We start from the raw sequence: 25,446 nt of genomic DNA, 5'->3' as shown, positions 1-25,446 counted from the left end.
ACGCTGACGAGTACACAAAACGTAAACATAGGCGTATAAGCTGATGTCCCAATGGAGACCGATAGAGCCAACCTGAGGCTGGTCCGAACTGGAACACGCGCGGCCGACATGCTTGCGCGTGATCCGGCCCTCCATTCGACGCCCGAATTTGCTGCCCGACCCTCGACGGACCGCCTCAATGCGGTCCGTTTGCTTTCTCTGGATGCCCACGGCCGCGTGCTGGACTGGATGAGCTGGCAGGACGCGGCGTGCCTGTATGCGCGCGGCGCGGTCGCCTGGACGCTCGGCGATCCCTGCCTGCAGGTCCACGGCGGCCTGTGCCGCCGCACCGGTTCGCAGAGCCTCATCGAACTGCATCCGATCGTCGCGGCGCGCGGCCATGCGCGCGCGCACGCTCTGGATCCGACGCCGGCGCTGACCAACGCCGCGCTGTTCGCCCGCGACGCCTATCTGTGCCTGTACTGCGGACGCGACTTCCCGCGCCCGCACCTCACCCGCGACCACGTGCTGCCGGTATCGAAGGGCGGCCGCGACGTCTGGGAAAATGTCGTAGCCGCCTGCTTCCACTGCAATTCGCGCAAGGGCAACCGCACTCCGCAGCAGGCGAACATGCCGCTGCTCGCGGTGCCGTATCGCCCGAGCTGGGTCGAGCACCTCATCCTCAGCAACCGCAACATCCTCGCGGATCAGATGGCGTTCCTGAAGGCGCAGTTGCCCAAGCGCACGCGTCCGGAACTCGTGGCGCTGTAACGCGCTATCGCCTTCCCCGCGGCGACCGTCGACCGCCGGTACGCGCGTGACTCCGGTCTCACCTGAACAGCGCGCGTCACAAGGTGACGTTCACCGCGCGTTGACGGCCCCAGGGAGCCGAGCAACACTCGCCGCCTTGTCACAATCACCAGAATGGATCGGAACATGCTCCCGACGTTCGGCCTCACCGGCATGGATGCCGCCACCGAAACCTCCCTGAAGTCCGCCTTCGCCGAAGCCAGCATGCGGCTGGGCGGCCGCTGGCCGCTGGTGTCGGAGCAGGACGCGACTCATGTGGTGGTCGACATGGACAGCATGTACGGGCCAATGAGCTGGCTGCGGCTGCACGGCGCCGGCAAGGTCGTCATTGGCCTGACCTCCGCACCGCGCGCGCAGACCGACTTCCGCCTGGGCAAGCCCTTCAACGCCGAATCCGTGGCGGACCTGCTGCAGCAGATCGCGCCTTCCGACGGCGCGCCGCACGGGGTCACACCCGCACCGGCGCCGCAGCACCAGTTGCCGGAAGAAGTCGCCAAACCGGTCAGCGAAGAAGCCGCCGCACCCGATCAGCGCCCTTCCGCTGCAGTCTCCGCGACGCTTGAAACACCCGCGGCACCGCCCGCGCCTGCGATCGAAGCGCCCAGCGCCGTTCCGCCGGCACCGAGCGCGACCGCACCGGTCGCACCGCCCGCTCCGGCTCCGGCGCCCGCGCCACAGCCCGTCCCGCCCAGCGACCGCACGCTGATCGACTGGCTCGCGCCGGGCCAGCTCAAAGGTCGGGTGCGCCTGGAACGCGGCGGCGTCGGCGTCCTGCTCGACCTCGACCAGCACCAGTACTTCGGCCCGGCGACGCTCAAGCCGTTGGCCTCGCACGTCGAGTCGGTGCTCAAGGCCGGCGACTTCAAGGACGTGGACACCGCGGCCTGGAACAGCGAATCCACCATGCACGGCCAGGCCCAGCCGCTGGCGCGCCTGCTGTGGTTCTGCGCGTTGCAGGCGGGCAAGGGCAAGCTGATGCCGGGCTTCGATCCGGGCGCGCAGTACCGCCTGCTGAAGTGGCCGCAGACCGAGCGCGAGTTCCCCAAGCACTTCCGCATCGCCACCGCGATGATGAAGGGCCCGGCCACGCTGGACGAAGTCAGTGCCGCCTGCGGCGTGCCGGTTCCCGACGTCGCCGACTTCGTCAATGCGAATCTTGCGACCGGCTATGCCGAGCCCTACCGCGAACCGGAGCCGGAACCGGAACATCAGAAGTCCGGCGGGCTGTTTGGGCGCCTGCGCGGGCGGTAAAGCTCAAGCCTGTAGCCGCGCATGGCTAGCCGCGCGCGCGGCATCACTTGACCGGTGGGTTGGATCTGCGGGGGGCGGCCCTCGTCGCTTCCGGCGCGTCGGTTGTCCCACGGGCGTCCTAGCGGGACAATGACGGACTTGTCGTCCGCGCCGTTCCAGGCTGCCCGCCCCGCATGATCGATCCGCAGCGTTATCCGCGCCTTTCCCGCATCCAGGTTCCCGCCGACCTGCGCCAGTTCCCGGAAGAGGAACTGCGCGCGGTCGCCGATGAACTGCGCGCCTACCTGATCGAGCAGGTGGCGATGGTCGGCGGCCACTTCGGCGCGGGCCTGGGCGTGATCGAACTGACCGTCGCCCTGCACTGGCTCTTCGAGACGCCGGTCGACCGCCTGGTCTGGGACGTCGGCCACCAGTGCTATCCGCACAAGATCCTGACCGGCCGCCGCGACATCATCCACACGGTCAAGCAGAAGGATGGCGTCGCGCCGTTCCCCAAGCGTGAGGAATCCGAATACGACACCTTCGGCGTCGGCCATTCCTCGACCTCGATCTCCGCCGCGCTGGGCATGGCGCTCGCGCTGCAGCGGATGGGCGACGAGCGCAAGGTCGTCGCCGTCATCGGCGACGGCGCGATGACCGCCGGCATGGCCTTCGAGGCGTTGATGCACGCCGGCGGCATGGGCGATGTCGACGACAGCAGCGAGCCGAACCTGCTGGTGATCCTCAACGACAACCAGATGTCGATTTCCGAGAACGTCGGCGGCCTCACCAAGATGCTCGGCCGCATGACCGGCAGCCGCACGCTCAACGCGATCCGCGAAGGCGGCAAGAGGTTGCTCGGCGACAAGCACCGCCCGGCGGCGAAATTCGTCAAGCGCTGGGAAGAACACTGGAAGGGCATGTTCGTGCCTTCCACGCTGTTCGAGGAGATGGGCTTCCACTACACCGGCCCGATCGACGGCCACGACATCGGCGCCCTGCTCGCCGCGATGAAGACGCTCAAGACCCTCAAGGGTCCGCAGTTGCTGCACATCATCACCACCAAGGGCAAGGGCTACGAGCTCGCCGAGGACGACCAGATCGGTTATCACGCTGTCGGCCCGTTCGATCCCACCAAGGGCCTGGTCGCCAAGCCCGGCGCGAAGAAGCCGACCTACACCGACATCTTCAGCGACTGGCTGTGCGACATGGCGGCGGCCGATCCGCGCCTGATGGGTATCACTCCGGCGATGCGCGAGGGCTCGGGCCTGGTGCGCTTCAGCAAGGAATTCCCCGCGCGCTACTTCGATGTCGCGATCGCCGAGCAGCACGCGGTGACGCTGGCGGCGGGCATGGCCTGCGAAGGTGCGAAGCCGGTGGTGGCGATCTACTCGACCTTCCTGCAGCGCGGTTACGACCAGCTGGTGCACGACGTGGCGATCCAGGATCTCGACGTGTTGTTCGCGATCGATCGCGGCGGCGTCGTCGGGCCCGACGGGGCGACGCATGCGGGCAATCTCGATCTGTCCTACCTGCGTTGCGTGCCCAACATGGTGGTGATGGCGCCCGCCGACGAGAACGAATGCCGGCAGATGCTGTCCACCGGTCACCACTACGAAGGCCCTGCTGCCGTGCGTTATCCGCGCGGTACCGGTCCGGGCGTCGCGGTGCAGCCGACGCTCGACACGCTGTCGATCGGCAAGGGCGAAGTGCGCCGCCGTGGTTCGCGCATCGCTCTGCTCGCGTTCGGCGCGATCGTGCCGGCGGCCGAGGTCGTAGGCGAGGAGCTCGGTCTCAGTGTCGTCAACATGCGCTTCGTGAAGCCGCTGGATCGCGAGCTGATTCTTGAGTTAGCGAAGACGCACGACGGCTTCGTCACGCTCGAGGACAACGTCGTCGCCGGCGGCGCGGGTTCCGGCGTCGCCGAGCTGCTTGCCGCCGAGGGCATCACCTTGCCGGTCCTGCATCTGGGCCTGCCCGACGAGTTCCAGCATCACGCCAGCCGTGAGCAACTGCTTTCCGAAGCAGGTCTCGATGCCGCCGGCATCCGCGCTTCGGTCCTGCAACGCTGGCCGCAACTGGGCGCCACGCATCCGCGCAGCGCCGCACTTTAAAAATTTTCCGCTCGTCATCTCCGCTCGTCATCCCGGCGAACGCCGGGATCCAGCCTTTGATGTTGCCGCTGCCGTTGCTCCTTATCACCGGCGGGAGGGCGGCGCCGGCGGGTAGGCGTGACACGCCGTGAATCCAGTCCCATCGTTCACCACAGACACGCGCTGCGGCGCGTTCGGCACAGTCATAACTTCCGTTCACGGGGGCGCGGCTTGTCAGCGGCATCCATGCCGCTGACAGTCACGCCTACCCACCAGCACCACCCTCCCCGATACATCTCGGGTTCGGCGCAAAAGAAAAGTCCAAGCCGTAGCAATTCACGTCATCCCGCAGTCATATGACTGCAACGGCCGGGACACGCCCGACGCCCAAGCTCCCCAAAACCGGGAGCTGTGCATGCGTTACGCCATCGTCACCGAGACCTACCCGCCGGAAATCAACGGCGTCGCCCTGACCGTTCAAGGGCTGGAACAAGGTCTTCGCGGCCGCGGGCACGAAGTCACCTTGGTGCGACCGCGCCAGGTGAGCGAAAGCGCCGACGCGACCGGCGCAGCACACGAATTCCTCGTCCGCGGCGCGCCGCTGCCGCGCTATCCGGGTCTGCGCTTCGGCTTGCCGGCGACCCGCAAGCTCGTCGCGCAATGGCAGAAATCACGGCCGGATGCCATCTACGTGGCCACGGAAGGCCCATTAGGATGGTCGGCGCTGCGCGCTGCGCGGCGTCTGGGAATTCCGGCCTCGACCGGCTTCCACACCCGCTTCGACGAATACATGCGCGACTACGGCGCGGCGTTCCTCGCGCAGACCGCGCTGCGCTGGATGCGCCGTTTCCACAACGGCGCGGACGCCACGCTGGTGCCGACGCGCGAGCTGCAGCAGTTCCTGCAGAGCAACGGCTTCAACGACGTGGTGTTGCTGCCGCGCGCGGTCGATACGACGCTGTTCGATCCTGCGCGGCGCGACAACGCATTGCGTGCGCAATGGGGCGTGGACGAAGACGGGCTCGTCGCCATCTACGTCGGCCGCATCGCAGCGGAGAAGAACCTCGATCTGGCCGTTCGTTCGTTCCGCGCACTGCAGAAGCAGCGTCCGGACGCACGCTTCGTCTGGGTAGGCGATGGCCCGGCCCGCGCCAAGCTGCAGCAGGAAAATCCCGACTTCATCTTTTGCGGCATCCAGCGCGACGAAACGCTGGCCAAGCACTTCGCCAGCGGCGACTTCTTCATCTTCCCCAGCCACAGCGAAACCTTCGGCAACGTCACTCTCGAAGCGATGGCCAGCGGCGTCCCGCCGATCGCCTTCGACTATGGCGCGGCGCGCGAGCACATGCGCGATGAAGTGCACGGCGCCGCGATCGCCGATGGCGACGACGAAGGCTTCATCCGCGCGGTCGTGCGTATCGCGACGGAGCCGGTGCTGCGCGCCGCGATGCGCCGCGCCTGCCGCGAAGCCATGCTCGGACTGCGTCCCGAACAAGTCGCGGCAGATTTCGACGCGTTGTTGCAGGCACTCGCCGACGAGCGCGCCGACGCCGAATCCTTCCAAGCCGATCCGCAAGCCGACCGGGAGATCGCATGAAGACGACCTTGCCCAAGCGTTTGCTCGCCAATGAATCGGGTTGGTGCCTGCGCGCCAACCGGCTGGGCGAACTCGGCAGTTCACGCGCCTACTTCGCCGCCATCAGCCGTCTCGGCGATGGCGTGTTCTGGTACGTGCTGATGGCCGCGCTGATCGCGGTCGACGGCATGAAGGGACTCGCCGCTTCCGCCCACCTGGCGGCGACCGGCCTGATCGCGCTCACCTTGTACAAGCTGCTCAAGCGCTGGACCCGCCGTCCGCGACCCTTCGCCAGCGATGCACGCATCCGCGCCTGGGTCGCGCCGCTGGACGAGTTCTCGTTCCCGTCGGGCCACACGCTGCATGCCGTTGCATTCACCGTGGTGGCGCTCGCCCATTACCCGGTACTGGCGTGGGTGCTGATTCCGTTCACCGCCAGCGTTGGCGTTTCGCGCGTCGTGCTCGGCCTGCACTACCCCAGCGACGTGCTCGCGGCGACGGGTATCGGTGTGGCGCTGGCGAGTCTGTCGTTGTGGCTGGTGCCGGGCGTTTCGCTGTTCGCCTGAGTTCCTCAGCGTCGCCGTGCTGTCCGCGGTAACGATCTCGGCGCGGGCAGGCGGCGCCGGTGGGTAGTCGCGACACGCCGTGAATCCGTCCATGGAGGCTTGGTCAGCGGCATCCATGCCGCCGACAGTCGCGCCTACCCACCGGCACCGCCTGCCCTCCCATAGATTTCGGGCGCGTTGGCAAAAAAACAAAGACGAAGCGCAGGATCCCGGCTCGCGCCGGGATCACGATCGACCATTACTGCGCCGGCAGCGGCGGTGGACGGCTCGCGGACAACTTGTACCAATCCACCTTGCGCGTGATCACCATGATCGTGGCGAGGATGACGAACAGCAGCACCGCCCCCAGCACCAGCGCGTTGTCCTCGGATATCAGTAGGCCGTAGAGCGCTGCATACAGCGTCGCCAGCATCGCAGCGAAGCCCCAGCCGCGCCCAGCGCTACGTAGCACCGCGCTCAGATAGAACCCGAGCAGGCCGATGCATGCCACGCTCGCGGCCAGATAGGCCCAAGGGAACGGGATGTGCTCGCTCAGGCTGACGAGCAGCAGGAAGAAGATGGCGAGCGCAAGACCGACCAGTCCGTACTGCACCGGGTGAATCGGCAATTGCTTGATCAGCTCGAACATGAAGAAGCCGACGAAGGTCAGCACCACGAACAACAGGCCGTACTTGCTGGCGCGATCGGCCTGCGAATACACATTGACCGGATCGACCAGCGCCACACCGACCGCATCGATACCGCTGGTGTCGAACGCCGGGCCATTGTCGCTAGCGCTTTCGCCGCGCTCGTAGCCGCGCGTGGTCTCCAGGCTCGGCAGTGTCTTGCCGGCAAGGAATTGCGCCTGCGCATTCGACGCCAGCGACGACACCTCCCAGCGCGCGGAAAACCCCTGGCCGCTCACGCTCGGCTGGCGCGGCAGGAAATCGCCGCCGAAGCGCGGATGCGGCCAGGCCGATTCGAGCCGGAACACATTGCTGCGCGCCAAGGGCACCAGCGCGAGCGACTCGGTGCCGGCAAGCTTCACATCCAACCGCGTATCGAGCTTCAACACCGAGCCCGCGGCCGGTTCCGGCAGGCGCACGTGCACACCACCGCCTTCGCGGCTGCCGAAGCCTTCCTGCAACTTCATGTCGCGACCATCCACGCGCAACTGCGGCGTCCCGGCCAAGCCGCGCACATCAGCGATGCCGTAACTCAACCACGGCCGCCCGATCTTCCGCGGCAACTCGGGATTATCATCAGCCGGAATGCGCGCGTCGAAACCGGCCTGCGCCAGCGCCTGCAGCTCGTACACGCGCACTTCGTGCAAGCCCAGCCGGCGCGTGTTCGGCAGCAGCTTGCCGCTCACGTCGAGGCGATCGGGGAAGAACGTCCAACGACCGGCTGCGCCGTCGCGCTTGACCTTGCGCACGACCTCGCCCTTGTCGTTCTTCTCTTCCACTTCGATGGTTTCCACGTACGGCACGATCAGCACCGGCCCCGAGAGCGCCTGTGCGCCGGCCGAACTGCGTGCGATGTTGGCCACCGCCTGGTTGCGGTAGTACTGCCGCTCGGTGATCGTGCCGCGGATCAACATGAGCGGAATCAGGATCGCGATCGTCATCGCGAATACGAAGAACAGCTTGAGCAACAAACGCATGGCTCCCTCCCGTCGTGGCGTTGGCGACAGGATGGGCAGCGCGCATGAGTGCACGATGGTGCGATGGTGAAGCGAGGGTGAAGTGCGGTCAGTGGACAGCCGGGATCTCCAGGCTCGCCCTGGCGCCGCCGGCTTCGCGGTTGTGCAACTCGGCGCTGCCCTCGTGCAGCGCGGCGACTTCCGCGACGAAGCACAGGCCCAGTCCGCTGCTGCGGCTGCCGCCGTGCGGACGCGGCAGGGAGTAGAAGCGTTCGAACACGCGCGACAAGGCGTAATCGGGAATCCCCGGCCCCTCGTCGTCGACTTCGAATCGCACCCGGCCTGCGTCGGACCGTGCGCGAATTCGGATCGTGGCGCCCTGCGGCGAGAAATCCGCCGCGTTCTCGATCAGGTTCACCAGCGCCTGGCGTAACAGAAAGGGATCGCCCTGCAGCGTCGGCAGCGGCTCGGACAGATCGGTCGCCAGTGCAAGTCGGTCACGGGACAGCCGCGGCGCGCATTGCTCGGCAGCCGCATGCACCAGCGCAGCAACGTCGACCGGTTCGGGGTTTTCCAGGCGTTGGCGATGCTCGACGCTGGCGAGCGCCAGCAGTTTGTCGATCATCTGCGCCAGGCGGTCGCTCTGCAGGCGGATGCTGGCGGCGAAACGGGCGCGGTCGGCTTCGGCCATCGGCTGCTCGCCTTGCGCCTCCTCCAGCAGTTCGGCGCTGCCGCGGATGGCCGCCAACGGGCTCTTCATCTCGTGGGTCAGCGCATGCACATACTGCTCGACGTACTGCTTGCCTTCCAGGCGGTTGCGCATCGTCTCCAGCGCGCGGCCCAGATCGTCGAATTCGCCGACGGTATCGGGCAAAGTCGCGCGCTCGCCAGCGGTCACCGCGTGTGCGTAGCGGCGCAACCCGCCAAGTTGCCTTGAAAGCCACCAGGCGGCGACGAGCCCGATCAGCAGGGCCACGCCGAGTAACACCGCACCCCAGCGGATCACCACCGCCTGGCTGCGCGCGATCACCGGCGCGATCGCGCGATTGGGCTTGGCGAGGGTAAGCACGCCGACGATGCGCCCCTGCGTGTCGTGCAAGGGCGCGGCGACGTACATCACCGACGACTTCTCATCGTTCGGATCGCTCGGTGTCGAACGCGCGCCGTAGCGGCCGCGCAGCGTCAGGTAGACATCGTTCCAGCGCGAGTAGTCCTGACCGACCGCCAGACCGTCGCTATCGAAGACCACGATGCCGCGCGCATCGGTCACGTAGACGCGGTAGCTGGTGCCGTGCTTGCGCAGGCCCCAGATCTCCGCATCGACCTTGCGGCTGCGCAAGGCGTGTACACGCCGGGCGAACTCGCCATCGTCGATGTGGCCGCTGAGGAAATCGGCGGTCGCCAGTTCGGCCAGGGTATTCGCCGTGTCGACCAGCGTATCCTCCATCGCCTGCCGCACGCCGGGCTTCACTTCGGCGACAAACACGCGCATGAGCAGGAACGCCGCCAGCGCGACGATCAGGAAGTAACCGAGGAAGATGCGCAGGCCGATTTTCATGCTTCGAGCGAATACCCCAGTCCGCGATGCGTCCGGATCGGATCTGTTTCCGGATCCACTACGCGCAGCTTCGCCCGCAGGGTCTTGATGTGCGTGTCGATCGTGCGGTCGCCGCTGTCCAGCGCATCGCCCCAGACGCGGTCCATCAGCTGCGCGCGCGACAGCACTGCGCCCGGTCGTTGCAGCAATGCCGCCAGCAGGCCGTATTCGTAGCGGGTCAGGTCAAGCACGCGGCCGCGGTAGCGGATGCGATGGCCCTCGGCATCGTGTTCGAAGCCATGCACCGGCGCAGCGGCGGCCGCAGCGTTCTGACCACGGCGCAGCACCACCCGCACACGCGCCACCAGCTCGCGCGGCGAGAACGGTTTGGTCACGTAGTCGTCCGCGCCGATCTCCAGGCCCAGGATGCGCTCGGCTTCGGCATCGTGCGCGGTGAGGAAGATCACCGGGATGTCGCGATCGCGTCGCAGCTCCCGGCATAGCGCGAAGCCACCGATATCGGGCAAGCCGACATCCAGCACGGCCAGGTCGAACCCCTCCTTCGCCACGCGCAGCGCCTCGCCGCCGGTGAGGCAGTGGCGGGCCTCGAAACCTTCGGCGCGCAAGGCATAAAGCACGGTCTCGGCGATGGCCGGTTCGTCTTCGACGATCAGGATGCGCATGGCGGGCCGGGAGGGATCTGGCATCGGGAATTCGAAAGAGCTTAAGGCCGGAGCGCCCGATGCTGTAGCTTTACCGGACCTCGAACCCCGTCCGGCACCAATGAACTACCGCCACGCCTTCCACGCCGGCAACCACGCCGACGTGCTCAAGCACGTCGTCCTGCTGGCGATCTGCGATGCGCTGACCGCAAAGCCGGCGCCCGTATTCGCGCTCGACACGCACGCCGGGCGGGGCCTCTACGCACTGGACAGCAACTCGGCCCAGCGCACCGGCGAGGCAGAGGACGGCATCGGCCGGCTGCTGGCGGAAACGCCCGGCAATCCGCTGCTACAGCGCTACCTGCAGGCCGTGCGCGCCTGCCGCCAGGAACACGGCCGCACCGCCTATCCCGGTTCGCCCTGGCTGCTCGCGCACGCCCTGCGCGAGGACGACCGCATCGCCGTCTGCGAGCTGCACCCCGAAGAAGCCGCGCAGCTGAAGGCCAACTTCGATGCCGACCCGCGCATCGCCGTGCACGCCCGCGACGGCTACACCGCGATGAAGGCACTGCTGCCGCCGCGCATCGGCGAGACGCGCTACGGCCGCGGCTTGGTGCTGATCGACCCGCCGTACGAAGCTCAGCTGGAAGAATTCGATACCGCGCTGGGCGCGCTGCGCGAGAACCTCGAGCGCTGGCCGCAGGGCTGCTATGTGCTGTGGTACCCGATCAAGCTGCGCCGCGCGCTGCAGTCGTTCTACCGTCGCGCCGCCACGCTGCCGGCGAAATCCGTACTGGTGGCGGAACTGCTGGTGCGCCCGGACGACTCGCCACTGCAGATGAACGGCAGCGGTTTGTTGATCCTCAATGCGCCCTTCCAATTGGATCAGAAGCTAGCGCCCGCGCTGCATGCCCTCGCCGCGGCGCTGGGCGAGCGCAAGCCGCATACGCACCTGGAGTGGTTGCGCGCGGCGCCTTAAGTGGCGCGCGCGGCCGCCGCGTCAAATCTGCGGCTTGATATCCGGCTCGAAGAAACTCCAGCGCACTTCCGGGAACTGCGCCTTGATCGCGCGTTCGACCCGATTGATTTCTTCGGCGAGGTGGTTCGTGGTCTGGCGCTCGTTCATTTCGGCCTGCACCGCGAGCATCACTTCGTTGCCCAGTTGCAGCGTGATCAGGCTGATGACGCGGCCGACTTCCTCGCGCGCTTCGATGAAGCGCCGCATTTCCTGCTCGCGCTCGGGATCGACGCTCTGGCCGATCAGCATCGCCTTGACTTCGATCGCGACGAAGACGGCGACGACCACGAGCAGTGCGCCGATGGCGATCGTGCCGATCGCGTCCCACAGCGGATTGCCGGTGACCACCGAGAGCACGACGGCGACCAGGGCGAACACCAGGCCCAGCAGCGCGGCGAGATCCTCGCCGAAGATCACCACCAGTTCGGCCTGGCGGCTCTGCCGGAACCACTGCCACAACGTGCGCGAGCCGCGCGCCTTGTTCACTTCCTGCAGGCAGGCGCGCATCGACATGGCTTCGGCGACGATGCCGAACACGAGCACGCCCACGGCCCACCACCACTGCTTCAACGGCTCGGGATGCTGCAGTTTGTGGATGCCTTCGTACAGCGAGAACATGCCGCCGACGCTGAAGAGCATCAGCGCGACCAGGAACGACCAGAAGTAGATCGCCTTGCCGTAGCCCAGCGGATAGTCGGGCGATGGCGGACGCTTGGCCTGGCGCATGCCGAGCAGGAGCAGCAACTGATTGCCGCAGTCGGCCAGCGAGTGCACGGTTTCGGCAAGCATCGCGCTGGAGCCGGTGAAGAACGCCGCGACGCCCTTGGACACCGCGATCGCGAAATTGGCGCCCAGCGCGAAGAAGATCGCGCGCGTCGAATCACCACCACCGGCCATGCATGAGTTCCTTGTGTACGTGCGGAAAGCCGCGAAATTCTAGCATCGGGCCGCTACCGGGCTGGGCTTCTGGCAGCGCCTGGCCTCGTTCAAGCGACGATGGGGATCAGCGCCTGCGCAACGGCGCCCACCAGCCCCGCCGCAGGCACGATCGCCCCCACCGGCCAGCGCCACCGCGCGAGGCCGACATACACCAGCGTCGCTAGGAGCACGGCCAAGGCGGCGGCGGGCCACGCCTGCGCGGACAGCAGCCGCCAGCCGAACCACAGCGCCAGGTGCGCGATCACTCCGACCACCGCGGCCGACACCGCCGCCAGGATCGCGTTCGCACGCGGCCAGCGGCCGATGCGTTCGATCCACGGCGCTGCGGTGAGCACGAACAGGAAGCTCGGCAGGAACGTGGCCCAGACCGCGACGGCCGCACCCAACAAGCCGGACGCCAGCGGCGAGGCGAAATCAGGATGCTGCCAGGCACCGGTGAAGCCGACGAATTCCAGCACCAGAATCAGCGGTCCCGGCGTGGTTTCGGCCAGCCCCAGTCCGGTCATCATCTGCGCAGAGGCCAGCCAACCCTGCACCTCGACCGCCTGCGTCGCCACATACGGCAACACCGCATACGCACCGCCGAGGGTGAGCAGCGCGGTCTTGCTGAAGAACACGCCCATCGCAAACGCCGTGCTGCCGCGTCCCAGCCACGCCCCTATCACGAGCAACGGCACCCACCACAACACCAGACAGGTAGCCGCGACACGGACCGCGCGCCACACGCTGGCGCGCGGCAAGGCGACATGCGCGGCGGCGGCCTGCTCCGCACCCGGCAGCCAGTGCGGCCGATAGCGCCACGCCCAGGCGCCGGCCAACGCAGCGGCAAGCAATAACAGCGGAAACGGCACGCGCAGGGCGGCGATCGCGAACAGCGCGACCAATGCCAGCGCGACGGAGAAGGGCGTCTTCAGCACGCGGCCGCCGATGCGCTGCGCCGCATGCACGACGATGCCGAGCACCGCGGCCTGCAAGCCGAACACCACGCCCGCCATCACCGGTAGATGTTGCCAGTGCAGATAGGCCCAACTCAGCAAAGCCATCAGCACCGCGGCTGGCAGCACGAACAACGCGCCCGCTGCTACGCCGCCGCGCAAGCCATGCAGACGCCAGCCCAGCCACGTCGCCAGCTGCATCGCTTCGGGCCCGGGCAGCAACATGCAGAAGTTGAGCGCGCGCAGGAACGCTTCCTCGCCGACCCAGCGCCGCTTGTCGACCAGCTCGTGATGCATGATCGCGATCTGCCCCGCCGGGCCGCCGAAGCTGATGCAACCTAGCAGCAGCCAGAAGCGCAGCGCCTGGGAGAGGCGCGGTGGCGGCGCCTCGGCCGGCGCGACGCCTACCGATGCGCCTTCAGTCCGCGAGCTCACGCTGTGCCCTCTTCGGCAGCTTCGCCCGCACCAGCTCGTAGCTGCGGCGGATCAGTTCGCGCAGTTCCGCGGCGGGCAAGGGCTTGGCCGTGGCTATTTGCACCCAGTGCGCCCGCGCCAGGTACGGCGCCGGGATGAAACCGGGCCGCGCGGTGAATTCCAGGAAGCGCTCGTCTTCCACCTTGAAGCTGATGGACCCCTTGTGCGGGCCGCGGATGCAGGTCACGCAGAACATCTTGCCGGCCACCGTGAAGACCAGGTCGTCTTCCCACTTGATCCCCGCATCGACGCCCGGCCATGCCGCGGTGAGCTTGCGCAACGCAATTTCGTTCATGTTTTCAGGGGCACCCGGTCGGGTGTGATGAAGTTCTAAACGGACAGTGTGCCAATATCGGCACCATGACAGGAGCATCCCCCACGCGCGAGCGCCTCCCGCCCTGGCATGAACGCCTGACGCTATCCAATGGACGGCAGGTGTTGATTCGTCCTATCCGCCCCGAAGATGCCGAGCCATTGCGCGCGGGCTTCGGTTTGCTGGAGCCGGACGAAATTCGCCAGCGCTTCCTCCACTCCGTGAAAGAGCTTTCGGCCGAAAGCGCCGAACGCCTTACTCACGTCAACCCACGCACCGAATTCGCCTTGGTGGTGGCCGAGCCGTTGCCGCCGGGCGAAGCGCTGATCGGCGCCGTCGCCCGCGTCGCCATCGACGAAAACGGCCGCGACGCGGAATTCGCGATTCTCGTCAGCCGCTACATCAAGCAGATGGGCCTGGGCCGCTATCTGATGACGCGCCTGGTGAAATGGGCGAAGGGCAAGAAATTGAATTGCCTGTACGGCGACGTGCTCGAGAACAACGGACCGATGTTGTCCTTGGCGCACTCGCTCGGCTTCCAGCGCGAATTCCGCCAGACCTCGCCAGGGCTGGTGCGGGTCACGCTGGAACTCAAGCCGCGCAGCCAGGGACGCGCGCCGTCTACGGAGTCGTCGGATCAGCGGCCGGCCGTCCAGTCGCACCAAAGCCGTTAGTCCTCTTCGAGGGAGTTCGCGGCACCACGCCGCACGTGCGTCCATTCCGATGAGGGTGAATCCATGCCTCGCTATGTCATCGAACGCGAGATTCCCGGCGCCGGCACCCTGTCGCCGACGGAGCTGCGCGCCATCTCGCAGAAGTCGTGCAGCGTGCTCGAGGCGCTGGGTCCGCAGGTGCAGTGGGACCACAGCTATGTCACCGGCGACAAGGTGTACTGCGTGTACATCTCGCCGAACGAGGACCTGATCCGCGAGCACGCGCGCCAGGGCGGCTTCCCAGCCGACCGCATCTCGGAAGTGAAGTCGATCATCGACCCGGTGACGGCGGAATAGACCAGCCGCTAGCCCGGCAGCACAACCGCACCGCAACGTTCCGCGGCGCGCGACTGCCCGCCACGGCACCCCGCGGTACACTGCGCGCCCTTGCGCTGGACGCCCGACGTGCGTCCGGCGCTGCCGTTGTTTTGCGCGCCGTGCCGCCTCGAACGATGTGTCCATGAAAGAGTCCGCTTCAGCCTCCCCATCCGTACTGTTCCCTGCCCCGCCCCTGCCCCAGGGCGGCCAGTCGCGCGCCTGGTGGCGCGCACCGGCATCGCCTTCGGCGCTGGCCTTCCACATCGCGGCGGCCGCGGCGGCACACGACGGTCCGATCCTGGCGATCGCGCGCGACAACCACGGCGCCAATCAGCTCGAATCCGATCTGCGCACGCTGCTCGGCAGCGATGCGAATCTGCCGGTGCTGCCCTTCCCGGATTGGGAAACGCTGCCGTACGACCAGTTCAGCCCGCACCCGGACATCGTCTCGCAGCGCCTGGCCGCGCTGCATCGCCTGCCCTCGCTCGCACGCGGCATAGTCGTGGTGCCGGTGCAGACGCTGCTGCAGCGCCTGGCCCCGCTCAAGCATGTGGTCGGCGGCAGCTTCGACGTGCGCGTCGGCCAGCGCCTGGATCTCGATGCGGAGAAGCGGCGCCTGGAAGGCGCGGGTTACCGACACGTGCCGCAGGTGCTGGATCCGGGCGACTTCGCGGTACGCGGCGGTCTGCTCGACGTGTATCCGATGGGCGCGGAATCGCCGTACCGCGTCGAGCTGCTCGACGACGAGATCGAGACGATCCGCGTCTTCGATCCGGAATCGCAGCGCTCGCTCGACAAGATCGACTCGGTCCACCTGCTGCCGGGCCGCGAACTGCCGCTGGACGAGAGCTCGGTGAAGCACGCGCTGGACAAATTGCGCGACCGCTTCGACGTCGATACGCGGCGCAGCGCGCTGTATCAGGACCTCAAGGCGGGCCTGGCACCGGCGGGCATCGAGTACTACCTGCCGCTGTTCTTCGACAAGACTTCGACGTTGTTCGACTACCTCGCGCCGAACGCGCTGCCCCTCATCGCCGATGGCGCGATGGAGGCCGCCGAGCATTTCTGGAAGCAGACCGCCGAACGCTACGAGCAACGCCGCCACGACCTCGAACGTCCGTTGCTGCCGCCGACCGAGCTGTACATGTCCGCCGATGCGCTGCGCGAGCAGCTCAACAAGGGTGACCGCGTCGAAGTCTGCGGCGAAGGGCATGCGCAGCGCGAGCGCTCTGCTGCACTGGGCGATCAGCCGGCGCCGTCGCTGCCGGTTGCGGCGAAGGATGCACAGCCCGCCGAGGCGCTGAAGTCGTTCCTGCGCAGCTATCCGGGGCGCGTGCTGATCGCGGCGGATTCGCCGGGGCGGCGCGAGGCGCTGCTGGAATTGCTGCAGGCGGCGGACGTGCGGCCTGCTGTTCTTCCCGACTGGACAGCTTTTGCAAGGAATGACGAGCAAGCGATCCGCTTCGCCATCGCCGTCGCCCCACTCGAAGACGGCTTCGCTCTAAGCGACCCCGCGCTCGTCGTCCTCACCGAGCGCCAACTGTTCCCCGAGCGCGCCTCGCAACCGCGCCGCCGCAAGCGTGCCGGACGCGAACCCGAAGCGATCATCCGCGACCTGGGCGAGCTCACCGAAGGCGCGCCGATCGTGCACGAGGATCACGGCGTCGGCCGTTACCGCGGCCTGATCACGCTCGAGGCCGGCGGCATGCCCGGCGAATACCTGGAGATCGAATACGCCAAGGGCGACCGCCTGTACGTGCCCGTCGCGCAGCTGCAGCTGATCAGCCGCTATTCCGGCGCCTCGCCGGAAACCGCGCCGCTGCATTCGCTCGGCGGCGAGCAGTGGGCCAAGGCCAAGCGCAAGGCCGCGGAGAAGGTGCGCGACGTCGCCGCCGAGCTGCTGGAGATCCAGGCCAAGCGCCAGGCGCGCGCGGGCCTCGCCCTCGATCTCGACCGCGCGATGTACGAACCGTTCGCGGCGGCCTTCCCGTTCGAGGAAACGCCCGACCAGCACGCGGCCATCGAGGCGGTGATTCGCGATCTGGCCAGTTCGCAGCCGATGGATCGCGTGGTCTGCGGCGACGTCGGCTTCGGCAAGACCGAGGTTGCGGTGCGTGCCGCCTTCGTCGCGGCGGCCGCGGGCAAGCAGGTCGCCGTGCTGGTGCCGACCACGCTGCTGGCCGAACAGCACTACCGCAACTTCCGCGACCGCTTCGCCGACTGGCCGATCAAGGTCGAAGTGTTGTCGCGCTTCAAGACCAAGAAGGAAATCGAAACCGAACTGCAGAAAGTCACCGAGGGCAAGATCGACGTGATCGTCGGCACCCATCGCTTGCTGCAGGGCGACGTGCGCTTCAAGGACCTGGGCCTGGTCATCGTCGACGAAGAACAGCGCTTCGGCGTACGCCAGAAGGAAGCGTTGAAGGCGCTGCGCGCGAACGTGCACCTGCTCACGCTCACCGCCACGCCGATCCCGCGCACGCTCAACATGGCCATGGCCGGCCTGCGCGATCTGTCGATCATCGCGACGCCGCCGGCGCATCGCCTCGCCGTGCAGACCTTCGTCGTGCCCTGGGACGACGCGCAGTTGCGCGAGGCCTTCCAGCGCGAGTTGGCGCGCGGCGGCCAGGTCTACTTCCTCAACAACGACGTCGAGCAGATGGGGAGGATGCAGCGCCAACTGGAGGAACTCGTGCCCGAATCGCGCATCGGCATCGCCCACGGACAGATGCCCGAGCGCGAGCTGGAACGGGTGATGCTCGACTTCCACAAGCAGCGCTTCAACGTGCTGCTGGCTTCGACGATCATCGAATCTGGCATCGACATTCCCAACGCCAACACCATTGTGATCCACCGCGCCGACCGTTTCGGCCTGGCGCAACTGCATCAGTTGCGCGGACGCGTGGGGCGTTCGCATCACCGCGCCTATGCCTACCTGGTCGTGCCCGATCGCAAAGCGATTACGGAAGATGCGCGCAAGCGCCTGGATGCGATCGCCGCGATGGACGAACTCGGCGCCGGCTTCACCCTGGCCACGCACGACCTGGAAATCCGCGGCGCAGGCGAACTGCTGGGCGAAGACCAGAGCGGGCAGATGGCCGAAGTCGGCTTCAGCCTCTATACCGAACTGCTGGAGCGCGCGGTGCGCAGCATCCGCCAGGGCAAGCTGCCCGACGTGGATGCACACGAAGCACGCGGCGCCGAAGTGGAACTGCACGTGCCGGCGCTGATCCCCGAGGACTATCTGCCCGACGTGCACACGCGCCTGACGCTGTACAAGCGCATCAGCGGCGCGCGCGACACGGAGGAGCTGCGCGAGCTGCAGGTGGAAATGGTCGACCGCTTCGGCCTGCTGCCGGAGCCGGCCAAACACCTGTTCACCGTCGCCGAGCTGAAGTTGCAGTCCACCGCGCTGGGTATCCGCAAGCTGGATCTGGGCGACAAGGGCGGACGCCTGCAGTTCGTCGAGCGCCCCTCGGTCGATCCGATGGCAGTGATCAAGCTGATCCAGGGCCAGCCCAAGCTGTACCAGATGGAAGGGCCGGACAAGCTGCGAGTGAAATTGGACTTGCCCGATGCGGCGGCACGCGTGGCGGCGGCGCGTGGCCTGCTCACCATGCTGGATCGCGCGGCATGACGCACGCGAGCCTGCATGAGGAGCGCTACTGATGGCCTTCGATCCCGTGCCCGAATGGACCGGCGACGTCCCTGCCCTGCGCAAGGTGCAGGAGGAACTGGCGCAGCGCGTGATCCTGAAGGATGCGTTCCCCAAATCGTTGCGCACCATCGGCGGTTTCGACGTAGGTTTCGAGGACGACGGCGCGACCACGCGCGCGGCCGCGGTGCTGCTCGACGCCGACAGCCTGCAGGTACTCGAAACGCAGCTGGTGCGGATGCCCACGCGCATGCCCTACATCCCGGGCCTGCTGAGCTTCCGCGAACTGCCGGCATTGCTCGAAGCCCTGTCGCGGCTCTCACACGCACCGGATCTCGCCTTCGTCGACGGACAGGGCATTGCCCATCCGCGCCGATTGGGCGTGGCCACCCACTTCGGCCTCGCCGCCGACCTACCGACGATCGGCGTCGCCAAAAAAGTGCTGATCGGCGAAAACGCGACCGCACTGCACGAGGTGCGCGGCGCCTTCACCACGCTGCGCGACAAGGGCGAACACATCGGCTGGCTGCTGCGCAGCAAGGTCGGCTGCCTGCCGCTGGTGGTTTCGCCCGGCCATCGCGTGGCGATGGCGACGGCGCCGGAAATGACGATGCGCTTCGTCACCACCTACCGCCTGCCCGAGCCGACACGGCTCGCCGATCGCCTCGCATCGCGTCGCGACGAATAAGCGGATGGACCGTTGCGCGGCTGCGGCCATCCGCGCGCGGAACGCGGTGCTAGCCTTATGGCAGTCTTCACCAGGTCGCCAGGGAGCTGCCATGGTCCGTCTGCTCGCCTTGAGTGCGTTGGTCCTGTTATCCGGATGCGCGACCAGTGCGGGCATCGCACCGGGCCAAAGCTTTGCACTGGCCGTCGGCGAACAAGTCGTGCTGCCCGATGCATCGACTTTGCGCTATGCCGGCATCGCCAACGACTCGCGTTGTCCCCCGGATGTGCAATGCATCCGTGCCGGCGACGCCGACGTGCTGTTGGATCATGCCGCCGGCGGCGCGGTCACGCGCATTACCTTGAACACCGAGCGCACGCCATCGACCGTGCTGGGGCCCTGGCGCTTGCAACTGCTCGAACTCGCGCCGGGCGACGCACCGCGCGCCACGTTCCACATCGATGCCAACGGAGCCACGCCATGACCCTCATCATCTCGCCGCGGGTCCACGACCTGGGCGGCTTTCAGGTGCGCCGTGCGGTGCCGTCGATCCAGGCACGCTCGGTCGGGCCCTTCGTCTTCGTCGATCACATGGGACCGGCGATGTTCGAAGCCGGACGCGGCGTCGACGTGCGGCCGCATCCGCATATCGGGCTGGCGACGGTGACGTTCCTGTGGTCTGGGCGCATTACTCATCGCGACACCCTGGGCAGCGTGCAGGACATCGAACCCGGCGACGTCAACTGGATGACGGCCGGCCGCGGCATCGCCCATTCGGAGCGCACGCCGCTGGCGGTGCGCGAGCACGCGCATCCGGTGCACGGCTTGCAGACCTGGGTCGCGCTGCCGCGCAGTCACGAAGAAACCGAACCGGGCTTCTTCCATCACGCTGCGGCCTCGCTGCCACAGCAACGCCGCGATGGCGCGTGGCTGCGCATCGTCGCCGGTCGCGGCTACGGCGAAGAGTCGCCGGTGCGTGTCTACGCCGACACGCTGTACGTCGCGATCGATCTCGACGCCGACGCGCAACTGGATCTCGAAGACAGTCACGCGCAGCGCGCGTTGTACGTGCTCGAAGGCGATGCGCAACTCGATGGCGCGGACATACCCGCACAGCATCTGATCGTGCTCGACCCCGGCACGCGCCCCCGCCTGCGGGCGAAGACGCCGCTCAAGGCGATGCTGCTGGGCGGCGAGCCGCTGGATGCGCCGCGGCACATGTGGTGGAACTTCGTGGCGAGCTCCAAGGAACGCATAGAGCAGGCCAAACAGGACTGGGTGGAGGGCCGATTCGGCGCAATCGCGGGCGAGACCGAATTCATCCCCTTGCCTGACCGCTAGGCGCACACGCAAAAGGCGGCGTAACTATTTGATCTATAAAGCGGTCGTTGCGATAGAAACGGTTTCAGTTGCGACCACCGCCCGATTCAGAGAAGTGAAACACCGGAATTTGTCAAGCCCCCGAAACAGCGCTATGTTCGGTTCCAGGCCGTATTTCACCGGCCTTTAACGAACTGGCAATACCGCAGGGGGACATGCCATGAACAAGCCTGTTTGGTTACTGCCGCTGCTGCTGCCGCTCGCCGGCGCCGCTGCGGCTCAGGACGCGGGCGCCTGCCCGTACCTCGCCGCCGATACCGGGCTGACCTGGGAACATCGCGGCAGCGCCGACTCCGATTTCTGCCGCGCACTGCGACAAGACGGCAGCGAGGCCTTCGGCATGACCATCGCGAAGGCGTCGCCGTTCAAGCCCAAGGGCGGCAACCGCGCCGAACGCGTCAACATCGACGGCCGCGAGGTCACCTGGTATCGCACCGAAATCGCCGGCACCAAAATCCAGGCGCGCGAAACCGTCGTGCAATTGCCGGACGGCCGTTTCGCCTACATGTGGGTGCAGGCCGCTTCGCCGGATCAGCTCAATCAGGTGCTGCAGCAGACGCAGTCGATGAAGTTCGGCGAGACGCGACTGAGCAGCAACTGATTTAGCCCGCAATACGAAGCGGCGCACGCGGGACGACCGCGGGCGCCGCTTTTCTTTTAGAACTTTTCTTTCAGAACCGGCCTTCCTGGAAATCCACGTACGCCTGCATCAATTCCTGCTTGGTGTTCATGACGAACGGACCGTAACGCGCGACCGGCTCGCGCAGCGGACGCCCGGCGACCAGGATCAGTCGTGCCTCCTTCGCGCCCGCGGCAACCTTGAACACGTCGCCGCCACCCAGCACCGCCATCTCGTGCGTGTCCAAGCGGCGCGCGTCTTCGCCATCGCCGACACGGGCCTCGCCTTCGAATACATAGGCGAAGGCGCTATGCCCTTCGGGCAACGCGTACTCCCACCCGCTGTCGGGCGCGAGCCCGATGTCCAGATACAACGGATCGGTGGCCGGCTGCGAGATCGGTCCACGCACGCCGTCGACTTCGCCGGCGATGATCTTCACGCTCACACCGTCGCGCGGCTGCACGACCGGCATCCGCTCGGCCGGGAATTCCTGGTAGCGCGGCGCGGTCATCTTCTCCATCGCCGGCAGGTTCACCCACAGCTGGAAACCGCGCATGCGACCTTCCTGCTGCTCGGGCATTTCCGAATGCACCAGTCCGCGCCCCGCCGTCATCCACTGCACCGCACCCGGCGTCAGCAGGCCTTCGTTGCCGTGGTTGTCGCGATGGCGCATGCGGCCGTCGAGCATGTAGGTGACAGTCTCGAAACCGCGATGCGGGTGCTCGGGAAATCCGGCGAGGTAGTCCTCGGGCCGATCGGTGCCGAACTCGTCGAGCAACAGGAACGGATCCAGATCCGGCAAGGTCGGTCCGCCGATCACGCGGGTCAGGCGCACGCCGGCGCCGTCGGACGTGGCCTGTCCGCGCAGCGTGCGCAAGGCACGGGCGTAACGGGTGGAAGTCTGTGTGTTCATGGCAACCGGCTCCTGTGGGCTTCGCCCAAGATGGCGCTGACCGTCGTAACCCGTAGTGATGCTGCGTCGAAGGAGCGTTCCGGGGATGGAAGCAATGCGGCGTCAGCTCACCGGCGCCGCAGCGGACCGTCGCGAGTACACGTACACCGTCGCGGGCGGCACGTTGCGCAGCACGAAGTCGCCACGATGCACCCTGAGGCCGAGTTCGCGCACCACCGGCTCGGCGACCGGCGCGGCCGGCCCATAGGTGAACTGCACGAACACGCCATCCGCGCGCAGGCAATCGAACGCCGCGATCAGGATGTCTCGCTGCAATGCCGGTGGCATGGTCAAAAGACCCAGCCCGGACACGACCGCGTCCGCCGGGCCCTCGTCGAGAAAGCCACAACCTTCGAGCAGCTCCGCCAGCGAACGCGCGTCGCCCAGCACCACGTGCACGCCGGGGAAGCGCGCGTGCAGGTGGGCATGCAATTCCTCGTTGAGCTCCAGCACCGCCAGCTGGGTGGCATGGATGCCGGCCGCGAGCAGTTCGCGGGTGATCGCGCCGGTGCCGCCGCCCAGTTCGATTACCTTCTGGGTGCCGTCCGGCAGCTCGGAAATCATCGCGTAGGCAAGTTCGGAGCTGGAAGGCACGACCGCGGCGGTGCGCAACGGGTTCTTCAGCCATTGCCAGAAGAACTTCCAGACACCGGGGCGCGGTCGCTTCATGGGCTCACAGGCGTGTCAGCTTCCAGCAACGATGGATGCGGGCATCGCGCTCGAAATCAAGCGGGATGGTCTCGCGGGTGATCTCGACGCAATGCGCGAACTGCGCCACCGCGACCTCGTCCAGGCGGAAGCGGCGGAAGTTGTTGGAGAAGTACAGCGCGCCCTCGCGCGAGAGCCGGGCCACGGCCGCGCGCAGGAGGTCGACGTGCGCGCCCTGCACGTCGAAGTCGTCGGCGCGCTTGGAATTGGAGAAGGTCGGCGGATCGCAGAAGATCAGGTCGTACTCGCCTTCGTCGTGCTCCAGCCATTCCATCGCATCGGCCTGTACGAGCCGGTGACGCGCGCCGCTCAGGCCGTTCTCGCGCAAGTTGTCCGAGCACCACTGCAGGTACGTGGCCGACAGGTCGACCGTGGTGGTCTGCCGCGCACCACCGAGCGCCGCATGCACGGTCGCCGCGCCGGTATAGGCGAACAGATTGAGGAAGCGTGCGTCCTGCGCTTCCTCGCCCAGGCGCAGGCGCAGCGGCCGGTGATCGAGGAACAGGCCGGTATCGAGATAGTCGAACAGGTTCACGCGCAGTCGCGCTCTGCCCTCGCGCACGACCACGAACTCGCCGCGCGTATCGAATTGCCCATACTTGCTGCCGCCCTTGCCGCGGGCGCGCGTCTTCAATGCGGTGCGTTCGCGCGGCACCGCCAGGACTTCGCGCGCGGCGGCCAGGGTTTCGTTGAGGCGGCGCCGTTGCACGTCCAGGGGAATCTCTGCCGGTGCCGCGTACTCCTGCACATGCAGGAACGTGCGCGACTCGCCGGTCGGATCGACGGCCGCATCGGTCGCGTAGACGTCGATGGCGGCCGCGTATTCCGGCATATCCGCGTCGTAGGCGCGGAAACACTGCACGTCCTCGCGCTCGCGCCAGGACTTCAGCTTGCGCAGGTTCTTGCGCAGGCGGTTGGCGACCATCTGCGCGCCTTCCGACAGCGCCTGCGCTTGTTCGGAGCGCTCGCGCGCCGGAGGTGCGATGGGGTCGGCCACGATCAGCGTGCATTCGATCGCGCCGTTGAACAGCTGGTACTTCTTGCCTGCGCGCAGGCCGGTGGCGTAGGCCAGATCGGCATCGCCGCAGAGCAGGCTGGCGCGCCACTGCGGCACGCTGCGCTTCAAGCCATCGCCCAGCGCGCGATACAACGCGGGATCGGCCGCGAGGCGCGCGTCGTAGGGTGGGTTGCAGGCGACGAGGCCGCGCTCGGGCGTTCCTTCCTGCGGCGCGAGCTGACGCACGTCTTCGACCTTCCATTCGATCGCCTCGGCCACGCCGGCCGATTCCGAGTTTTCGCGCGCCGCACGGACCGCATGCGGATCGATGTCGCTGCCGCGGAACACGGGGCGCAGGGCGGCACGTCCTTTCGCTTCGCGCTGCAGTGCGTCCTCGCGCAAGCGCGTCCACGCCTCGGTATCGAAGCCGCGCCAGCGCGTCGGCCGCAACCCGCCTTCGCGCTGCAGGCCGGGAGCAACGTCGGCGGCCATCAGCGCGGCCTCGATCACCAGCGTGCCGCTGCCGCACATCGGATCGAGCAGCGCGCCGCCTTCGGCATGGATGCGCGGCCAGTCGCCGCGCAACAACACCGCGGCCGCCAGGTTCTCCTTTAGCGGGGCTTCGCCCTGCACGCGCCGCCAGCCGCGGCGATGCAGCGGGCCGCCGCCCAGATCGATGGAAATCACCGCGCGGCCCTTGCGCACGACCAGATTGAGGCGCAGGTCGGGCATTTCGATGTCGACATCGGGGCGTGCGCCGGTGCGGGCGCGCATCACGTCGACCACCGCGTCCTTGACGCGTTGCGCGGCGTAACGCGCATGGGTGATCGCATCGCCGGAGACGTGCGCATCGACGGCCAGCGTGTCGCCGGCATTGAGGTGCTGCGGCCAGTCGATCGCTGCGACGCCTTCGTACAGCGCCAGCTCGTTGGGGCAGTCGAATTCGGCCAGCGGCCACAACACGCGGCTGGCCAGGCGCGACCACAGCACAGCGCGCTGCGCATCGAGCAGCGTGCCTTCGGCATTCGCACCCGCGATCGTCGCGGTCGCGCGCGCGCAGCCCAGCGCCATCAACTCGTCGGCGAGCAGGTATTCGAGCCCTTTACCGCAACTTGCGAAAAACTTCACAGCAACTCCAGGAATTGGCCGAACGCCACGGCGCTGGCGAGGACGTGCGAGGAAAGACGATGCGTGTCGCCGACCATAAGCAGGCGGGCGCGGCGCTGCTGCGCCCAGCCCATGACATCGGCGGCTGGAATCAGCTCGTCGTCCCAGCCATGGACGATGCTGATCGGTACCGCCGCCGCTTCGATCGGATGCGCGGCATCCAGGGTGATAGGGGGCGCCATGAGGAACAGCCCCTTCACCGGCACCTGCATCGACACCTTGCCGGCGATCCAGGCGCCCAGGCTCGAACCCGCCAGCACCAGCGGGCCGCGCGCGGCGGCGGCACGGGCCAGCGCAAGCAGGCGTTCGACCCGCGCATGGACGTCGCCCAGTTCGCTGACCTCGCGCTTGGCATCCAGGTCGCTGAAGTCGGGGCGTTCGTGCGTCCAGCCCAACTGCTCCGCAACGTCGGCCAACGCCGTCACCTTGGTGGCGTCGGGGCCGCTTTCGAAACCGTGGCAGAGGATGCAATGTCCGGGCATGTCGTTCTTCGTGAGTGAGTGGTGCGCGTGCGAGG

23 protein-coding genes are annotated in these 25,446 nt (G+C 67.4%); 13 read left to right on the top strand and 10 right to left on the bottom strand.

From position 1 onward, the window contains the following. Positions 1–51 precede the first annotated feature (51 nt). The 5 genes from ACYVJ8_RS01405 (at position 52) to ACYVJ8_RS01385 (ending at position 6,254) form a co-directional block, all read left to right on the top strand. Positions 52–750 carry an HNH endonuclease gene (locus ACYVJ8_RS01405; RefSeq protein ID WP_460709067.1) on the top strand — a complete coding sequence of 233 codons (699 nt, stop codon included), beginning with the start codon at positions 52–54 and terminating at the stop codon, positions 748–750. Positions 751–903: 153 nt separating this feature from the next. Then, positions 904–2,040: a hypothetical protein gene (locus ACYVJ8_RS01400; protein WP_460709065.1), complete on the top strand. Its 1,137-nt coding sequence runs from the start codon at positions 904–906 to the stop codon at positions 2,038–2,040. 173 nt (positions 2,041–2,213) lie between these two features. After that, the gene (gene dxs / locus ACYVJ8_RS01395) at positions 2,214–4,133 is read left to right on the top strand and encodes a 1-deoxy-D-xylulose-5-phosphate synthase (RefSeq protein WP_460709063.1); all 1,920 of its coding nucleotides are present in this window, start codon (positions 2,214–2,216) and stop codon (positions 4,131–4,133) included. Positions 4,134–4,527: 394 nt separating this feature from the next. Next, positions 4,528–5,709 carry a glycosyltransferase family 4 protein gene (locus ACYVJ8_RS01390; protein WP_460709061.1) on the top strand — a complete coding sequence of 394 codons (1,182 nt, stop codon included), beginning with the start codon at positions 4,528–4,530 and terminating at the stop codon, positions 5,707–5,709. Beyond that, entirely contained in the window at positions 5,706–6,254 is a 549-nt protein-coding gene (locus tag ACYVJ8_RS01385; RefSeq protein WP_460709059.1) for a phosphatase PAP2 family protein, read from the top strand. Before ACYVJ8_RS01390 ends, ACYVJ8_RS01385 begins: the two co-directional genes overlap by 4 nt. Positions 6,255–6,492: 238 nt before the next feature. Here the strand turns inward: ACYVJ8_RS01385 and creD are convergent, their stop codons facing one another. The 3 genes from creD to creB all read right to left on the bottom strand — a co-directional run bounded on the left by creD (position 6,493) and on the right by creB (position 10,119). Beyond that, on the bottom strand, positions 6,493–7,896 hold the full coding sequence (creD, locus tag ACYVJ8_RS01380) for a cell envelope integrity protein CreD (protein WP_460709057.1): 1,404 nt from the start codon (positions 7,894–7,896) through the stop codon (positions 6,493–6,495). Between the two features lie 88 nt (positions 7,897–7,984). Continuing rightward, positions 7,985–9,433: a two-component system sensor histidine kinase CreC gene (gene creC, locus ACYVJ8_RS01375; RefSeq protein ID WP_460709055.1), complete on the bottom strand. Its 1,449-nt coding sequence runs from the start codon at positions 9,431–9,433 to the stop codon at positions 7,985–7,987. Then, entirely contained in the window at positions 9,430–10,119 is a 690-nt protein-coding gene (gene creB / locus ACYVJ8_RS01370) for a two-component system response regulator CreB (protein WP_460709053.1), read from the bottom strand. The genes creC and creB overlap by 4 nt, the downstream gene beginning before the upstream one ends. Positions 10,120–10,195: 76 nt before the next feature. On the opposite strand from creB, the gene ACYVJ8_RS01365 reads away from it, so the two are divergent. Further along, positions 10,196–11,053: a 23S rRNA (adenine(2030)-N(6))-methyltransferase RlmJ gene (locus ACYVJ8_RS01365; RefSeq protein WP_460709051.1), complete on the top strand. Its 858-nt coding sequence runs from the start codon at positions 10,196–10,198 to the stop codon at positions 11,051–11,053. Positions 11,054–11,074: 21 nt separating this feature from the next. Here the strand turns inward: ACYVJ8_RS01365 and ACYVJ8_RS01360 are convergent, their stop codons facing one another. The 3 genes from ACYVJ8_RS01360 to ACYVJ8_RS01350 all read right to left on the bottom strand — a co-directional run bounded on the left by ACYVJ8_RS01360 (position 11,075) and on the right by ACYVJ8_RS01350 (position 13,735). Then, positions 11,075–11,989 (bottom strand): cation diffusion facilitator family transporter, encoded by a 915-nt coding sequence (locus tag ACYVJ8_RS01360; RefSeq protein WP_460709049.1) that lies wholly within the window; start codon positions 11,987–11,989, stop codon positions 11,075–11,077. Between the two features lie 89 nt (positions 11,990–12,078). After that, on the bottom strand, positions 12,079–13,401 hold the full coding sequence (chrA, locus tag ACYVJ8_RS01355) for a chromate efflux transporter (RefSeq protein ID WP_460709047.1): 1,323 nt from the start codon (positions 13,399–13,401) through the stop codon (positions 12,079–12,081). After that, positions 13,385–13,735, bottom strand: a complete 351-nt coding sequence (locus ACYVJ8_RS01350; RefSeq protein ID WP_460709045.1) for an MmcQ/YjbR family DNA-binding protein — start codon at positions 13,733–13,735, stop codon at positions 13,385–13,387. Before ACYVJ8_RS01350 ends, chrA begins: the two co-directional genes overlap by 17 nt. Before the next feature lie 65 nt (positions 13,736–13,800). Here ACYVJ8_RS01350 and ACYVJ8_RS01345 point away from each other — a divergent pair, with 65 nt between their 5' ends. The 7 genes from ACYVJ8_RS01345 (at position 13,801) to ACYVJ8_RS01315 (ending at position 21,087) form a co-directional block, all read left to right on the top strand. After that, positions 13,801–14,427, top strand: a complete 627-nt coding sequence (locus ACYVJ8_RS01345) for a GNAT family N-acetyltransferase (protein ID WP_460709042.1) — start codon at positions 13,801–13,803, stop codon at positions 14,425–14,427. 63 nt (positions 14,428–14,490) lie between these two features. Further along, complete coding sequence (locus tag ACYVJ8_RS01340) at positions 14,491–14,763, top strand: DUF4242 domain-containing protein (protein ID WP_460709040.1); 273 nt, start codon at positions 14,491–14,493, stop codon at positions 14,761–14,763. Positions 14,764–14,926: 163 nt separating this feature from the next. Further along, on the top strand, positions 14,927–18,421 hold the full coding sequence (gene mfd, locus ACYVJ8_RS01335) for a transcription-repair coupling factor (protein WP_460709038.1): 3,495 nt from the start codon (positions 14,927–14,929) through the stop codon (positions 18,419–18,421). A 28-nt stretch (positions 18,422–18,449) separates the two neighbouring features. Further along, positions 18,450–19,127 carry a deoxyribonuclease V gene (gene nfi / locus ACYVJ8_RS01330; RefSeq protein WP_460710985.1) on the top strand — a complete coding sequence of 226 codons (678 nt, stop codon included), beginning with the start codon at positions 18,450–18,452 and terminating at the stop codon, positions 19,125–19,127. A gap of 91 nt (positions 19,128–19,218) precedes the next feature. Further along, the gene (locus ACYVJ8_RS01325; RefSeq protein ID WP_460709036.1) at positions 19,219–19,590 is read left to right on the top strand and encodes a hypothetical protein; all 372 of its coding nucleotides are present in this window, start codon (positions 19,219–19,221) and stop codon (positions 19,588–19,590) included. Next, positions 19,587–20,447 carry a pirin family protein gene (locus ACYVJ8_RS01320; protein WP_460709034.1) on the top strand — a complete coding sequence of 287 codons (861 nt, stop codon included), beginning with the start codon at positions 19,587–19,589 and terminating at the stop codon, positions 20,445–20,447. The genes ACYVJ8_RS01325 and ACYVJ8_RS01320 overlap by 4 nt, the downstream gene beginning before the upstream one ends. A gap of 199 nt (positions 20,448–20,646) precedes the next feature. Further along, positions 20,647–21,087: a hypothetical protein gene (locus tag ACYVJ8_RS01315; RefSeq protein ID WP_460709032.1), complete on the top strand. Its 441-nt coding sequence runs from the start codon at positions 20,647–20,649 to the stop codon at positions 21,085–21,087. A 70-nt stretch (positions 21,088–21,157) separates the two neighbouring features. On the opposite strand, the gene ACYVJ8_RS01310 is transcribed toward ACYVJ8_RS01315, so the two are convergent. The 4 genes from ACYVJ8_RS01310 to ACYVJ8_RS01295 all read right to left on the bottom strand — a co-directional run bounded on the left by ACYVJ8_RS01310 (position 21,158) and on the right by ACYVJ8_RS01295 (position 25,411). After that, complete coding sequence (locus tag ACYVJ8_RS01310; RefSeq protein ID WP_460709030.1) at positions 21,158–22,018, bottom strand: pirin family protein; 861 nt, start codon at positions 22,016–22,018, stop codon at positions 21,158–21,160. Positions 22,019–22,120: 102 nt separating this feature from the next. Beyond that, positions 22,121–22,726 (bottom strand): class I SAM-dependent methyltransferase, encoded by a 606-nt coding sequence (locus ACYVJ8_RS01305; protein ID WP_460709028.1) that lies wholly within the window; start codon positions 22,724–22,726, stop codon positions 22,121–22,123. A gap of 4 nt (positions 22,727–22,730) precedes the next feature. Beyond that, entirely contained in the window at positions 22,731–24,890 is a 2,160-nt protein-coding gene (gene rlmKL / locus ACYVJ8_RS01300; RefSeq protein WP_460709026.1) for a bifunctional 23S rRNA (guanine(2069)-N(7))-methyltransferase RlmK/23S rRNA (guanine(2445)-N(2))-methyltransferase RlmL, read from the bottom strand. Continuing rightward, positions 24,887–25,411 (bottom strand): alpha/beta hydrolase, encoded by a 525-nt coding sequence (locus ACYVJ8_RS01295; protein ID WP_460709024.1) that lies wholly within the window; start codon positions 25,409–25,411, stop codon positions 24,887–24,889. Before ACYVJ8_RS01295 ends, rlmKL begins: the two co-directional genes overlap by 4 nt. Positions 25,412–25,446 lie beyond the last annotated feature (35 nt).

The organism is Lysobacter terrae (genome assembly GCF_054782215.1).
This window is presented reverse-complemented; position numbering and strand designations above follow the sequence as displayed.

What these genes read in the sequence shown, in the direction of transcription:
- ACYVJ8_RS01390 (WP_460709061.1), top strand. Translation starts at nt 4,528, where the DNA reads ATGCGTTACGCCATCGTCACCGAGACCTACCCGCCGGAAATCAACGGC.
- ACYVJ8_RS01365 (WP_460709051.1), top strand. Translation starts at nt 10,196, where the DNA reads ATGAACTACCGCCACGCCTTCCACGCCGGCAACCACGCCGACGTGCTC.
- ACYVJ8_RS01385 (WP_460709059.1), top strand. Translation starts at nt 5,706, where the DNA reads ATGAAGACGACCTTGCCCAAGCGTTTGCTCGCCAATGAATCGGGTTGG.
- creC (WP_460709055.1), bottom strand. Translation starts at nt 9,433, where the DNA reads ATGAAAATCGGCCTGCGCATCTTCCTCGGTTACTTCCTGATCGTCGCG.
- creB (WP_460709053.1), bottom strand. Translation starts at nt 10,119, where the DNA reads ATGCCAGATCCCTCCCGGCCCGCCATGCGCATCCTGATCGTCGAAGAC.
- ACYVJ8_RS01310 (WP_460709030.1), bottom strand. Translation starts at nt 22,018, where the DNA reads ATGAACACACAGACTTCCACCCGTTACGCCCGTGCCTTGCGCACGCTG.
- ACYVJ8_RS01400 (WP_460709065.1), top strand. Translation starts at nt 904, where the DNA reads ATGGATCGGAACATGCTCCCGACGTTCGGCCTCACCGGCATGGATGCC.
- ACYVJ8_RS01325 (WP_460709036.1), top strand. Translation starts at nt 19,219, where the DNA reads ATGGTCCGTCTGCTCGCCTTGAGTGCGTTGGTCCTGTTATCCGGATGC.
- ACYVJ8_RS01320 (WP_460709034.1), top strand. Translation starts at nt 19,587, where the DNA reads ATGACCCTCATCATCTCGCCGCGGGTCCACGACCTGGGCGGCTTTCAG.
- ACYVJ8_RS01315 (WP_460709032.1), top strand. Translation starts at nt 20,647, where the DNA reads ATGAACAAGCCTGTTTGGTTACTGCCGCTGCTGCTGCCGCTCGCCGGC.
- creD (WP_460709057.1), bottom strand. Translation starts at nt 7,896, where the DNA reads ATGCGTTTGTTGCTCAAGCTGTTCTTCGTATTCGCGATGACGATCGCG.
- ACYVJ8_RS01405 (WP_460709067.1), top strand. Translation starts at nt 52, where the DNA reads ATGGAGACCGATAGAGCCAACCTGAGGCTGGTCCGAACTGGAACACGC.
- ACYVJ8_RS01350 (WP_460709045.1), bottom strand. Translation starts at nt 13,735, where the DNA reads ATGAACGAAATTGCGTTGCGCAAGCTCACCGCGGCATGGCCGGGCGTC.
- ACYVJ8_RS01305 (WP_460709028.1), bottom strand. Translation starts at nt 22,726, where the DNA reads ATGAAGCGACCGCGCCCCGGTGTCTGGAAGTTCTTCTGGCAATGGCTG.
- ACYVJ8_RS01340 (WP_460709040.1), top strand. Translation starts at nt 14,491, where the DNA reads ATGCCTCGCTATGTCATCGAACGCGAGATTCCCGGCGCCGGCACCCTG.
- ACYVJ8_RS01360 (WP_460709049.1), bottom strand. Translation starts at nt 11,989, where the DNA reads ATGGCCGGTGGTGGTGATTCGACGCGCGCGATCTTCTTCGCGCTGGGC.
- ACYVJ8_RS01295 (WP_460709024.1), bottom strand. Translation starts at nt 25,411, where the DNA reads ATGCCCGGACATTGCATCCTCTGCCACGGTTTCGAAAGCGGCCCCGAC.
- ACYVJ8_RS01345 (WP_460709042.1), top strand. Translation starts at nt 13,801, where the DNA reads ATGACAGGAGCATCCCCCACGCGCGAGCGCCTCCCGCCCTGGCATGAA.
- mfd (WP_460709038.1), top strand. Translation starts at nt 14,927, where the DNA reads ATGAAAGAGTCCGCTTCAGCCTCCCCATCCGTACTGTTCCCTGCCCCG.
- dxs (WP_460709063.1), top strand. Translation starts at nt 2,214, where the DNA reads ATGATCGATCCGCAGCGTTATCCGCGCCTTTCCCGCATCCAGGTTCCC.